The sequence below is a fragment of the Nostoc sp. CmiVER01 genome, from assembly GCF_034531135.2.
Classification (GTDB): Bacteria; Cyanobacteriota; Cyanobacteriia; order Cyanobacteriales; family Nostocaceae; genus Nostoc.
In genome coordinates this window covers 59,497-71,907 of record NZ_JAVRBU020000017.1, presented here as the reverse complement: position 1 = coordinate 71,907, position 12,411 = coordinate 59,497, and the positions used below count along the sequence as shown (strand labels likewise).

At 42.4% G+C, this 12,411-nt stretch carries 12 protein-coding genes; 2 read left to right on the top strand and 10 right to left on the bottom strand.

What is annotated here, in order from left to right; translation table 11 throughout:
- Positions 1–2: 2 nt before the first annotated feature.
- From RMZ43_RS27080 to RMZ43_RS27055, 6 genes are all read right to left on the bottom strand, one after another.
- Complete coding sequence (locus RMZ43_RS27080; RefSeq protein WP_322654320.1) at positions 3–557, bottom strand: DUF4126 domain-containing protein; 555 nt, start codon at positions 555–557, stop codon at positions 3–5.
- Positions 558–916: 359 nt separating this feature from the next.
- Positions 917–2,212 (bottom strand): adenylosuccinate lyase, encoded by a 1,296-nt coding sequence (gene purB / locus RMZ43_RS27075; protein WP_322654321.1) that lies wholly within the window; start codon positions 2,210–2,212, stop codon positions 917–919.
- 40 nt (positions 2,213–2,252) lie between these two features.
- Positions 2,253–2,804 (bottom strand): DUF421 domain-containing protein, encoded by a 552-nt coding sequence (locus RMZ43_RS27070; protein WP_322654322.1) that lies wholly within the window; start codon positions 2,802–2,804, stop codon positions 2,253–2,255.
- Positions 2,805–2,959: 155 nt separating this feature from the next.
- Positions 2,960–3,976, bottom strand: a complete 1,017-nt coding sequence (locus RMZ43_RS27065; protein WP_322648752.1) for a YihY/virulence factor BrkB family protein — start codon at positions 3,974–3,976, stop codon at positions 2,960–2,962.
- Positions 3,977–4,306: 330 nt separating this feature from the next.
- The gene (locus tag RMZ43_RS27060) at positions 4,307–4,963 is read right to left on the bottom strand and encodes a microbial rhodopsin family protein (RefSeq protein ID WP_322654323.1); all 657 of its coding nucleotides are present in this window, start codon (positions 4,961–4,963) and stop codon (positions 4,307–4,309) included.
- Between the two features lie 230 nt (positions 4,964–5,193).
- Positions 5,194–5,286, bottom strand: coding sequence for a hypothetical protein (locus RMZ43_RS27055; protein ID WP_416212450.1), 93 nt, complete (start codon positions 5,284–5,286; stop codon positions 5,194–5,196).
- A gap of 129 nt (positions 5,287–5,415) precedes the next feature.
- Between RMZ43_RS27055 and RMZ43_RS27050 the strand changes: the two genes are divergently transcribed.
- Positions 5,416–6,063: a type I restriction endonuclease gene (locus RMZ43_RS27050; RefSeq protein ID WP_322654324.1), complete on the top strand. Its 648-nt coding sequence runs from the start codon at positions 5,416–5,418 to the stop codon at positions 6,061–6,063.
- 86 nt (positions 6,064–6,149) lie between these two features.
- On the opposite strand, the gene RMZ43_RS27045 is transcribed toward RMZ43_RS27050, so the two are convergent.
- From RMZ43_RS27045 to RMZ43_RS27030, 4 genes are all read right to left on the bottom strand, one after another.
- A complete protein-coding gene (locus RMZ43_RS27045) occupies positions 6,150–7,679 on the bottom strand; it encodes a YifB family Mg chelatase-like AAA ATPase (protein WP_322654325.1) in 1,530 nt (509 codons plus the stop codon).
- 351 nt (positions 7,680–8,030) lie between these two features.
- The gene (locus RMZ43_RS27040) at positions 8,031–8,735 is read right to left on the bottom strand and encodes a DevA family ABC transporter ATP-binding protein (RefSeq protein ID WP_322648755.1); all 705 of its coding nucleotides are present in this window, start codon (positions 8,733–8,735) and stop codon (positions 8,031–8,033) included.
- Positions 8,736–8,816: 81 nt separating this feature from the next.
- Positions 8,817–9,989, bottom strand: coding sequence for an ABC transporter permease DevC (gene devC, locus RMZ43_RS27035; RefSeq protein ID WP_322654326.1), 1,173 nt, complete (start codon positions 9,987–9,989; stop codon positions 8,817–8,819).
- A 184-nt stretch (positions 9,990–10,173) separates the two neighbouring features.
- Positions 10,174–11,484, bottom strand: coding sequence for an HlyD family efflux transporter periplasmic adaptor subunit (locus RMZ43_RS27030; RefSeq protein WP_322654327.1), 1,311 nt, complete (start codon positions 11,482–11,484; stop codon positions 10,174–10,176).
- Positions 11,485–11,733: 249 nt separating this feature from the next.
- Here RMZ43_RS27030 and RMZ43_RS27025 point away from each other — a divergent pair, with 249 nt between their 5' ends.
- The gene (locus tag RMZ43_RS27025; RefSeq protein WP_322648758.1) at positions 11,734–12,348 is read left to right on the top strand and encodes a TetR/AcrR family transcriptional regulator; all 615 of its coding nucleotides are present in this window, start codon (positions 11,734–11,736) and stop codon (positions 12,346–12,348) included.
- Positions 12,349–12,411: the final 63 nt, after the last annotated feature.

Here is a 12,411-nt window from a genome sequence, read left to right as displayed (position 1 = left end):
CCCTATGCCCCATGCCCCTTGCCATTATTATGATACCAGTCATACCAATGCTTTGCACTACGAACCGCAAACCAGAGCAGTATTAAAGCAATTAATCCCCCTTGCCAGGGAGCATCAAAGGCAAAAAGTACTAAAGCAATACACAAGGTATCTTGAAGAAAGACTGCCCACAAAGGTAAGCCGCGTAACCTATAAAACCAGCCAACTTGAACTAGTTGGAGTACTAAAGCTAAGGAACCCCCAATACAGGCAATCATCCAGCTTGGCGTTGCTGTTGCACTAGCTACTGCTAATCCCATAATTGCCCCCACGACGGGAGACATGAATAATTGAACTAGTTGTAGCAATCTTTGTCCCCATAGCTTTTTTGAGGCTAATAATTCAACTAAAGACCAACAGCTGAGGCAAGCTAACAATATTGGTGGAGAAATGTTAGATAAGATCGGAACTTGTGACCACAAGCTACTACCCTGCAACAATCCAATGATTAGCAAAGGTATACCTATTCTCATTCCTGCTGCCGCAGAGGCTGAAAGTGTGGCTAGGATTTCAATCATTTAGGCACTCGAAGCACTAATAAATAAGTAGTATTATGTTCGTTTAATTACTTATTTAACCCTAAGAACCCCACCCCGCCAAAGCTGCGCTTTGTCTCCCCTCCCTGCATGCGGGGAGGGGTTGGGGGTGGGGTGCGATGACTTAGAGAATCACAACTAATTATGCGGACATGATGTAACCGTATGTTATTTATACTACCCGGTGCTGGCAAAAATTCCAGCACTAAACTAATAGTCTTCAGCAATGCAATACTAAAGATTTTTGGTATTTTTATATATCTTCTTTGAAAAACTTTGCGTATTTTTTAAGTAACAGGTTAGTAGTAAGCGCCCAAGCGCTCACTACAAGTAAATTAATCCTAAATTCCTAGTCGTTGATAAATCTCTTCTAAATGGCTCAGATGCTGCTGGGGGTCAAAACAGACTTCTAGTTCTGCTGGAGACAACTTTTCGGTAACGCGAGGATCTTTGCTAATCAAGTCCTGAAAATTACCTTCTGGCTTGTTCCAAGCGGCGTGAGCGCTTTCTTGAACGATCGCATACGCTTCCTCTCGGCTGCTTCCCTTGTCTATCAAGGCTAGCAAGACTTTTTGGCTGAACACAACGCCGCCGTAGCAGTTGAGATTTCGTTCCATGTTTTCAGGATAAACCAACAAGTTTTTCACCAAGTCGGTTATTTCTGACAACATAAAGTGCGTCAAAGTGCAAGCATCTGGCAAAATTACCCGTTCTACAGAACTATGGGAAATATCCCTTTCATGCCAAAGAGCAACGTTTTCCAAAGCTGCACCAGCATGGCTTCTGACGAGTCGCGCCATTCCCGTCAGTCGTTCTGAACGGATGGGATTGCGCTTGTGTGGCATTGCCGAGGAACCTTTTTGACCTTTGGAAAAGAATTCTTCAACTTCTAGAATGTCTGTTTTTTGCAGATTGCGAATTTCTACAGCAAAACGTTCGATGGATGCTGCAACTAAAGCTAATTGTTGCACATAGTCGGCATGGCGATCGCGGGAAATAACTTGAGTTGAGGCCGTATCAGGTTTAAGTCCGAGTTTTTGGCAAGCGATCGCTTCTACACGCGGTTCAACATTCGCATAAGTTCCCACTGCACCGGAAATCTTACCCACAGCGATCGTCTCGTGGAGAATTTTCAGGCGTTCCTGGTGTCGCAACACTTCTGCTAACCAACCAGCTAACTTGAAACCAAAAGTGATCGGTTCAGCATGAATACCGTGCGATCGGCCAGCCATCACTGTATGACGATGTTCCCGTGCTTTTTCGCGAATTACCTGAATTAAATCTTCCAGACATTGCAATAATATATCCAGGCTGGCAACCAATTGCAGTGCTAAAGCTGTATCCAAAACATCCGAACTAGTTAAACCCAGGTGAATGTAGCGTCCTGCATCACCAACATATTCGTTGATATTTGTCAAGAAAGCAATAACATCGTGGCGGACTACAGCCTCAATTTCTAGCACCCGCTTTGGGTCAAAATCTGCCTTGGCTTTAATTTCCTCAACCGCCTCAGATGGAATGTAACCAAGTTCAGCTTGAGCCTCGCAAACAGCAATTTCGACTTGCAGCCAAGTTTTTAGCTTATAGGCTTCACTCCACAGATTAGCCATTTCGGGTAAAGTATAACGCTCAATCACAGTTCGGCACAGAATACAACCGTCATATTTTACAGTTTAATTAATGTAGATCGCTTTTTAGTACTGCTTTTTGCTCAGGGATGGTACCAGTTTTGGAGTCGAAGGTGATGATACTAATTCTGCCGTCAGCCTCCATATATGCAAACTTCACATCTGCTAAAAATTCCACACCTTGCTGGCGTAACTTGCTCATCAACTCATCGTCTGTAATTAACTCTCGTTGTAAATGACGCTCAATCATCCGACCATTTTTTACTAGTAGCAGTGGTGGCTGATTCAGAAAACGTTGGAACTGGGGGATTTTATAGCCTAACCAGTTCAGCAAGTAACTCCAAAAAATCACAGTTCCTACCAGGATAGCGCCTTCAGTAATCGATGTATAATTACTCGCCATAGCATTTTGAGCAGCTTCAGCAAATAGCACAACTACGAGTAAATCAGTGATTCCTAATGTTCCTAGTTGTCGGCTAGGAAGAAAACGTAGCACTGAGAACAGTGCTAAATAAACCAGCGAACCACGGATAATCAACTCAAAAACGCTGATGCTAGGAATAAAGATTGCCTGCCAATTGATAAAAAACCATTTTTCCATTAGCACTGATTTTCTTCCTTTCTCGATATACTTCTGGAAAAAATCCAGTATAGGTTATTTATCTGTGGTCTTATTTTATAAGACTAACTTTTATTAGAGGTTAAATACTTCAACATCTATCAGATTTATAAACTTAAATTCTTAACAATCAGGAATTAAAATCGCTGATTTTTCCTTCTCTGTTTTAAACGCTTAGGCTTATTGAAAGACTGGAGTAAACGACTAATCAAATTAGAAGGAGGCTTTTTCTTAGTGGAGGATTGACTTGTTGGCGCCTTGCCATTATTTTTCGTGTTATCAGATAAAGGTATGGCATGTTTAGATGGGGTTATGCCACTACCGTACCTTCTAGCATAAACTTGGGTAAACTCTGCACCGAAGAAAAGAATCTGCGCGGCATAGTTAACCCAAGCTAAGATTACTACCAGTGAACCAGCTGCACCATAGGCTGAACCAAAACTGCCATTACCTAAATATTGTCCTAACAAAAATCTACCAATAGAAAACAAAAAGGAAGTGAGCATAGCTCCAATTAAAACATCGCTCCAACCAATTTCGACATCTGGTAGAACTTTAAAAATAAGTCCAAATAGGAATGTAGTAATGGCAAAAGAAAGGATGAAGTTGATAATCTGCCAGAGAAAATCTACACCTGGTACTAAGTTACTAAAGTATGTTAATAATGCTGCTAATACCGTACTAATCACCAGAGAAACTAAAAGTAAAAAGCCAATACCGATCACCATTGCAAAGGACAAAACGCGTAGGCGAATCATGTTAGTTACATTGCGTCCGGGTTTCGGTTTAACTTCCCAAATCGTGTTGAGTGAATCTTGCAACTCGGTAAATAAACCAGTAGCACCTAAGAGCAAAACTCCAATACTAATGATAGAAGCCATTGCTCCTGTTTGTGGTTTGTTAGCATTCTGAATGGCTGTTTGGATAAATGCTGCGCCATCTCGGCCGACTAAACCTTGAATTTGTCCAACGATTTGACCTCTTGCCGCTTCTTCTCCAAATACTGCCCCTGCGATCGCAATTACAATAATTAGCAATGGTGCAATAGAAAAAATTGTGTAATAAGCTAGCGCCGCCGCTAACCGTGAGGCTTTATCCTCACTCCATTCTTTGAATGTCTCTTGTAATAACTTCCAAATCGCCTGCAAATTCATCCAATCAGTCTCCTTAAGCGGTATCGGTTACTTCCTGATATATTGGATACTGATTTCATAAGTAGAGGCATCCCCCCAAGGGAGTTTGTGCAGCTTCCTTGGGGAGGAATTTAGCAGAATCTATAATTTCCTTAATGGGAATATCTATAAATAATTTGCTTTTTAGTAGATAATAGGTAGTGCGAACGCATTAGCATATAAAATGCAGTGGAGCGATCGCATAATCCCTTGATTGATTTCCCTAATTCGGTTAGCTATCTAAAGCTTCAGACTGAAAATTTATTACTTACTCATTAACGCTTCCGATTCAGTAACCGATTCTCCTGCCTGTTATAAATTACGTAGGGTGTTTAACGATAAAAAACCAAACCCGACTTTAGAGGCAATATCTAGTAGCGTATAACCCATTGTTTCCCCGCCTTGACCAACAGCGTTAAACCCTTCTGGACTAAGAATCCACACAATTGGATAAAGTGTCCACAGCACCAGATGCACAGTTACCAGCTTGCGGAATGCTTGCTTGGATCTGGGATGTTTGCGTTCTGCCTCGATTCGGTAGGGCTTTACTAATAAGTAGAAAACCGCCGCGTAAGCACCACAACTAACAATATACCAGATATAGCTGATCGGCTTGGGTGTAACTGTGGCGAGGAAGCCAGTGGCAAGCATATAGGCGTTTGCTCCTAACAAGCTACCTGTAATCAGCAGATTGGTTTTTCCCAAGAAAGTCAGATCCAACAACAACAGTGGCGTTGAGCAAAACCAAGTGACAAATCGCACCCAATAAGTTGGACGCTCATTGATGATGTTAACTCCTTGACCGAATGCCATTGCTAAGTACAACCCACTAGCAATTAAGCAAATGAAAAAATTAAGTGTATACAGTATTTTCCAGCGTTCATTTTTACCATTGTGTGCGCCTACGCCGAAAAAAGCACAACCCAGCGCCATACTGATGACACCAATCCACAGCCAAGTTTGAACCATAAATATTTTCCTGCTTGTTGGGAACTATTAATGATAAATTGCTAAGAATAACTTTTACTAGTTATTCTTATTTGTTTTTGCTTGCCTAAAAATCATTATTTTAATTTTTTATTATACTAGCTTTAATTATTAATAAATATATTTTAACATAGATTTTAGATGAATAAAAATTAGTAAAAATCTGATTTAAATACAATCAAAAATTAGACTTTAGTAGCTTGCAATTTAGTTCAGCATAAGCAATCTCCTCTAGAGCGATACTTTATTGCTAAATCTGCAATAGTCCGTGCTAGTTTGAGAATCCGATGTCTACGACGGGCTATGACGCTCTCTAGGAGACGCTACGCGAACGTGGACTCGCTACCGCTACGCTATCGACGTCGCGCCAATTGGCGATAATTGAATATCTGCTAATGTTGATAATATAACAAAGCAACTATTACCTAAAAGGAATGACACAAACGGCAGCAATTACAGAAGTAATTACCACTCTTCAGGATGCAGAAAACCGATTCGGTTTTGTCCGTGTTGAAGACGAAAAATTTTTCCCAGAGTGGTATGAGGGATTGTCTGAAATTACGGAAGCGGAAAAAGCCTCTGTGGATGTCGTGCGGCGTAGATATCTTTATCACCGTGCCGGAGGTGATTTACTAGAAGGGACAGTCATATTGTTATTGGTGTCACCAATACTTGTACTTGCACTCTCTGGATTTTACGATCCTCCTTTCAGAATTAAGGCTGAATCATCTGTAGAATTAGTTCTAGATGATGGCGAGGAAATACTACGCGGACGGATTGACGTTTTAGTATTACAAGATCAGTTGTGGGTGATGGTATTAGAGTCGAAAAAAACTACGCTGTCAGTTTGGGCGGCTGTACCACAAGCCCTAGCTTATATGATGGCTAACCCCAACTCCAGTAAACCTGTATTTGGGATGGTGACGAATGGAGACGATATTTTATTTGTCAAAGTGACGCAAACAAATACACCACAGTACGATTTATCAAGAGTCTTTGCTCCGTTTGCATCTGCCAGAGAACTATACGCCGTTTTGCAAATTCTCAAGCGTATTGGTCAGTTAATTTCTCCTGCGTCTTAAGTGGCTGTTCTAGCTGCTGGTAGCACGAACTATCGAACTATCTGCCTTAACCTTTAACAGAGTTAAGCTATCATCATACAAGACAACTACTGCATTCTGTCGATTGTGCGATATTGAATTGCTTCCGCTACATGATTAGTTTTTAGCTCATCATCCCCTGCTAAATCTGCAATAGTTCGTGCTACTTTGAGAATGCGATCGCTTGCTCTTGCCGATAACCCTAATTTTCTAATTGCTGCTTCTAATAAATTCCGGCTAGCATCATCTAGCTTGCACCATTTTTGGAGATGACGACTTTGCATGTGAGCATTGCAACGCAGATTTGCCTCTCCTTGGAAACGGGTAATGGCGTGATCGCTTGCTTGTTGGACTCGTTGTAGTACTGTTATTGATGCCTCTCCGGTAGGCTGTTGGGTAATCTCTTCTGGTTTCAACCGATTCACCGCAACTTGTAAATCAATTCGATCCATCAACGGCCCAGAAAGTTTTGCCCAATATTGCTCACGTTGACGAGGAGAACAAGTACATTGTTGGATGGTATCGCCATAATAACCGCAAGGGCAGGGATTGGTACTCGCCACCAAAGTAAACTGCGCGGGAAACATTACTGATAGTTTGGTACGGGAAATCGTCACATAGCCATCTTCCAAAGGCTGGCGTAAAAATTCTAATACATCTCGTTTAAATTCTGTCAACTCGTCTAGAAACAGCACGCCCCTATGAGATAATGAGATTTCTCCAGGACGAGGGAAGCTACCACCACCAACCAGAGAAGGCCCAGATGCTGAATGGTGGGGACTGCGAAAAGGGCGATCGCGTACCAAGGAACCGCGATTTTTTAATAAACCAGCCACCGAATGGATGCGAGTCACTTCTAAAGATTCGGCAAAACTTAGGGGCGGTAAAATTCCTGGTAAGCGTCGTGCTAACATGGTTTTCCCACTACCTGGCGGCCCGACAAAAATGAGATTGTGTCCACCAGCTGCCGCAATTTCTAAGGCACGACGCGCATGAGCTTGTCCTTTTACATCATGCAAATCTGCGCCAGGGTAAGATACTGTTGCTATCTCTGTTGTATGATCAATTTGCACAGGTTTGTAACGCCCCGGATTATTTAAAAAATCCACCACATCAGACAGATGTTTGCAAGCGTAAACAGCCAAGTCTTGAACTACTGCTGCTTCTTGGGCATTATCAGCAGGGATAACTAAACCTGTAATTCCCATCTTTTGGGCTGCTGCTGCGATCGGCAAAACACCAGCCACCGGGCGCAAACTGCCATCCAGAGAGACTTCGCCCAAAAATAGATAATCCCCCAATAAATCAGCACTAACTTGCTCAGAAGCTGCCAAAATTCCCACACTAATAGGCAAATCGAAACAGGGGCCTTCTTTCCGTAAATCTGCGGGAGTTAAATTGATTACAATTTTTCGCATGGGAAAGGCGAAACCTGCATTCTTCAGCGTTGCTTTGACTCTTTCTCGTGATTCTTGAATCGCTGAATCTGGCAATCCTAAGACAACAATTCCCGGTAATCCCCCTGACACATCGACTTCTACGCCGACTTTGACGGCATCGATGCCCACAATTGATGCACTCCAAACTCTGGCAAGCATTGATTATATAACAGTAAACCTTTCAAATCTCTAGCAGATGAGTCGCTATATTGGCATTAGTGAAACTACAGAGACAATTTTTCAGCAAAATAGTTACCGCGAATTTTCAGGTAAATAGACCACACGGTAACACTGCATTATATGATCTACGCATTTGTTATTTCGGCGTACGCATTTGTTATTTCGGCGTACGCATTTGTTATTTCGGCGTACGCATTTGTTATTTCGGCGTACCCATTTGCTATTTCGGCGTACCCATTTGCTATTTCGGCGTACCCATTTGCTATTTCGGCGTACCCATTTGCTATTTCGGCGTACCCATTTGTTATTTTGGCGTGTCCTTAACACACCCTAACCGACTGCAACAGCAGCACTATCATTGATTAACTTGCCATCTTCCATGTAGACGATGCGATCGGCAATATCTAAAATGCGGTTGTCATGAGTAACTAAGAGAATAGTACAATCTTGTTCTTTAGCTAGGGTTTGCATCAGGTTGACCACATCTCGTCCCGATTTACTGTCAAGGGCAGCGGTAGGTTCATCTGCTAAGACGATTTTAGGACGACCGACTAACGCCCGAGCGATCGCAACTCTTTGTTTTTGTCCTCCAGATAAATCATCAGGATAATAATTCAGGCGATTTCCTAATCCTACTTCCTCTAACATTTGGGCTGATCGGCTTTTCATTTCTGCCGGGGAAATATTATTATGCACTTCCAAACCCATTCTGACGTTCTGGAGCGCTGTCAGGCTACCGTGCAGATTGTGCGCTTGGAAAATATAACCGTTACTGCGTCGCGCTTGAGTAAGTTGTCCTTTGTTAGCCCCACACAATTCTTGTTCCAATATTTGCAAACTGCCAGATTGGGCAGAACGCAAGCCGCCGACTAAAGTGAGAAGTGTAGTTTTCCCAGAACCAGAAGGCCCTGTCATAATAATAATTTCGCCCGCGTTAATATCCAGGTTGATATCAAAAAGAACTTGCTTACGGAGTTGACCATGACCAAAATAGTGGTCGAGATTTTTAACAGAGATTACTGGTTGACTACTCATAAATAGCTTAATTACTCGTTATGATTGTCATTAGTCCTTTGTCCTTTGCAAATGACTAATGACTAATGACAAATGACAAATTTAAAACATATCTGCGGGGTCGGCGGACTGTAATTTACGGGTAGCGATCGCACCAGAAATTATACACATAATCATAGTCAGCGTTAATACCGTCAAAGCCCGTGCTACGGTCATGTAAACTGGCAAATTGGTGGCATTACGAGTTAAATGATAAAGTCCTAAAGGTGCGATCGCTCCTGGGATAAAGCCCAAAATCGCCAAAATTATTGCCTCTTCAAACACCACACCTAATAAGTAGAGATTGTTATATCCCATTGCTTTAAAAGTGGCATATTCTTTCATGTGGGAATTCACATCTGTAGAAAGAACTTGATAGACGATAATCACGCCCACCAAAAACCCCATTGCTACACCCAGGCTGAAGATAAACCCGATCGCCGTATTTGTTTTCCAGTAATTTATTTCAAATTCGAGAAATTCTGCTTTGGTTAAAACTTTAACATCATTATCTAAATGAGATTCTAAAGCTATTTTAATCTGTTTTGGGTCATAGCCTGGTTGCAGTTGCACTAAACCTAGACTGACACTACTTGCTTCTTGTCTGGGAAATAGTCGCAGAAAGTTCTGGTCACTGGTGATCAAAGTACCATCGGCTATGAAGGAAGCTCCGACTGAAAATAAGCCGTTAATGGTAATTGTTCGCCGTTCTATTTCGGTTGTGACAGTTTTACCTTGTTCAATTTTGGCGATCGCGTCATTGTAATCTCCTCTAGAGGCGCGATCGAACAAAACGGTATCTGGTAGCTTAATAGCATCTATCTGACGATTCACATCCGCTAAGTTCAACATTTGCCGATCGGGATTGAACCCCATAACTAATATTGTCGTCTTCTTATGTGTTTGGGGATTTTTCCAATCAACAATGTTGACATACATTCCTTCTGCCGACTTTACACCTGGTACATCCATTGCTTGATACAACCGCCGCCGCGTAAAGCTAGACATATATGCTAAGTTACGTGCTTGGGGGCTGATAACAAACATATCAGCCTGCATACTTCGATGCAGCATTGTGTTACTTTCAAACAGGGCATTCTGAAACCCTAGCTGCATGAACATTAGAACATCGGCAAAAGCAATACCTGACAATGCTACCAAAAGACGGCCTTTTTCATGACTCAGTTGCAACCATCCTAAAGGCGTTCGCCGCCGCAGTTGTTCGATTAATTTCATAAGAGGGAGTGGGGAGTAGGGAGTGGGGAGATGAGGGAGCAGGGGAGGCAGGGGAGGCAGGGGAAGCAGGGGAGCAGGGGAGCAGAGGAGCAGGGGAAGAAAAACTATTGATTCTTTAACTATGCCCAATGCCCAATGCCCAATGCCCCATACCCAATGCCCCATTCCCAATTCCCAATTCCTTTTAAATTTCAATTACCGCCTTGACTTGCAAATTAGTGAAGCTAGAAGCATTTTGGCTAGATAGTTTATTCAGCTGCACATGCACTTCCACCACTCTGGCATCAATATTGCTAGAGGGATCAGCATTGATCAGATTTTGCCGCTTTACTTGCATACCAATCCAATCCACTCTTCCCTCTAGTTCATGGCGTAGGGAATCACTACTTACCCGCACATCCTGTCCCGGACGCACTTTTTTGATATCACTCTGGTAGACTTCTACTACTGCATACATCTGGTCGGTTTGGCCTAGAGCTACAATTCCTTCATTGCCTACAGTTTCTCCGGCTCGTGTATTAATCTCCAAAATTCGACCGGCTTTAGGAGCCACAACATAAGCCTGCGCCAGTTGTATTCTAATTTTATCTGCCGTAGCTTGAGCGCTGTCTACCTCTGCTTGTGCGTTTGCTATATCTGTTGGACGGACTTCAGCAGTTTGATTCAAGTTAGCTTTTGCTTCGTTAATCTGCTGTTGTAAGCTAGCGAGGGTTTGATCTTGGTTGGCTTTTGCTTCGTTAAGTTGCTGTTGTAGGGTTGCGACAGTTCTTGTCTGAGTGGCTTGGCTTTCAATTAACGCTTGAGTGGAAGTTTCGGCGTTTAAGCGTCTACTATCAACTTCCTGACTAGAAATTGCTCCTGCTTTATATAAAGTCTCGTAGCGCTGCACGTCAGCTTCGGCATTACGTCTCTCGGCTGCTACGCGAGCTACTGTTGCTTGCAAGCTGCGTTGTTGCCCAAGGAGTTCAGCTTCTATACGATTAATTGTGGCTTGTTGAGTTTTAATATTTCCTTCTAGTTCTACTTGTAAACGATTTACGGTAGCTTGACGCGCTCCAATTTCTCCCTGTTTGGCTCCAGCTTTTACCTGGTTAAGGCGGGTTTTGGCAACTTGAACTTGTTTTTGGGCTTCAATCAAACTAGCTTGTAGACGATCGCGGTTGTCCATAATCGCAACTATCTGTCCAGCTTTGACGCGATCGCCTTCTTTCACCAATAGTTGATCTACCCGATTTCCTTCACCAGTTGAAGAAGGCGCTGACAGTTTTATTACCTCTCCCTTTGGTTCTAACCGCCCTAATGCTGTTACCGTTTTTACCACAGGCTGAACTGCTACTGGGGTTTTTTGTTTTTCATTAGCTGTAGCCTGGAACTTCATCACAGCATAAACACTGATTCCGCCTATTGCTAGAGCTGTAATTATTGCAAGTAGAACAGGCGATCGCACAAGATTATGAGAAGACCTTAAGCCCTCTGAATTCCTGTTTTGCTCCATACTATTTTTCCTTACCACCAGTAGCAACTTGTACTAAACTGTCCAGTTCAATTTATGCTAAACTAAACGGACTAGTTTAGTCAATATGATACAACTAAATTTGTCAATCAATTTACTCGGCATTATGGAGCAAAATGCTATTCCTGTCCCCTGCCCCCTTCAACAAAGGATATATTTATTTTCGCCATTTTCTACTGGAGCATTTTGCAGCATCTATTAATATTGTTTATAGGAAAGGATAATTAATAAATGGTACGCATCAAAGCTGACGAAGTTGATCGAGACAATTCCGTTGATAAAGTGGAGCAAATTCTGCAAGGGGCAATGCAAGAATTCCTTCAACATGGCTATGCTGGTACAAGCATGGATCGGGTAGCAGTAGCAGCAGGCGTTTCTAAAGCGACAGTCTACAGCCACTTTCAAGATAAAGAAGGACTTTTTAAAGTACTGTTAGAGCAACTAGCAAGCAAAAAGAACAGCTCCATTTTTGGCACAGAACCTATTGAGGGAGAACCAGCCACTATACTGCACCAGGTAGTAACTAAAGCATTAGAGCAGATGCTTAACGATAAAGAACATAGTGCATTTATGCGAGTATTAATCGGAGAATCTGGGCGTTTTCCTGAGTTAGCTCAAATTTGTGTTCGGGCGCTAATTAAGCCAGTAGCGGAAACTCTGACTCAGTACTTAGCGGCTCCAGAACTAAAGATACCTGACCCAGAGGCAACAGCAAGAATTCTTATAGGAGCATTGGTGCATTTTCATATTACTCAAAATGTGATGCATGGACAGGATATTGTACCAATGGAAAGCGATCGCCTGATTGATGCCTTGACACACCTAATCAATAAATGCGCTGATTAGATTAGCTATTTCCCGGCGCTTCTTCGGTCAGAAGGTCAAATATTACCTTGATTAAGATCGTGT

What these genes read in the sequence shown, in the direction of transcription:
- RMZ43_RS27080 (WP_322654320.1), bottom strand. Translation starts at nt 557, where the DNA reads ATGATTGAAATCCTAGCCACACTTTCAGCCTCTGCGGCAGCAGGAATG.
- RMZ43_RS27070 (WP_322654322.1), bottom strand. Translation starts at nt 2,804, where the DNA reads ATGGAAAAATGGTTTTTTATCAATTGGCAGGCAATCTTTATTCCTAGC.
- RMZ43_RS27065 (WP_322648752.1), bottom strand. Translation starts at nt 3,976, where the DNA reads ATGAATTTGCAGGCGATTTGGAAGTTATTACAAGAGACATTCAAAGAA.
- RMZ43_RS27060 (WP_322654323.1), bottom strand. Translation starts at nt 4,963, where the DNA reads ATGGTTCAAACTTGGCTGTGGATTGGTGTCATCAGTATGGCGCTGGGT.
- RMZ43_RS27050 (WP_322654324.1), top strand. Translation starts at nt 5,416, where the DNA reads ATGACACAAACGGCAGCAATTACAGAAGTAATTACCACTCTTCAGGAT.
- RMZ43_RS27045 (WP_322654325.1), bottom strand. Translation starts at nt 7,679, where the DNA reads ATGCTTGCCAGAGTTTGGAGTGCATCAATTGTGGGCATCGATGCCGTC.
- RMZ43_RS27040 (WP_322648755.1), bottom strand. Translation starts at nt 8,735, where the DNA reads ATGAGTAGTCAACCAGTAATCTCTGTTAAAAATCTCGACCACTATTTT.
- devC (WP_322654326.1), bottom strand. Translation starts at nt 9,989, where the DNA reads ATGAAATTAATCGAACAACTGCGGCGGCGAACGCCTTTAGGATGGTTG.
- RMZ43_RS27030 (WP_322654327.1), bottom strand. Translation starts at nt 11,484, where the DNA reads ATGGAGCAAAACAGGAATTCAGAGGGCTTAAGGTCTTCTCATAATCTT.
- RMZ43_RS27025 (WP_322648758.1), top strand. Translation starts at nt 11,734, where the DNA reads ATGGTACGCATCAAAGCTGACGAAGTTGATCGAGACAATTCCGTTGAT.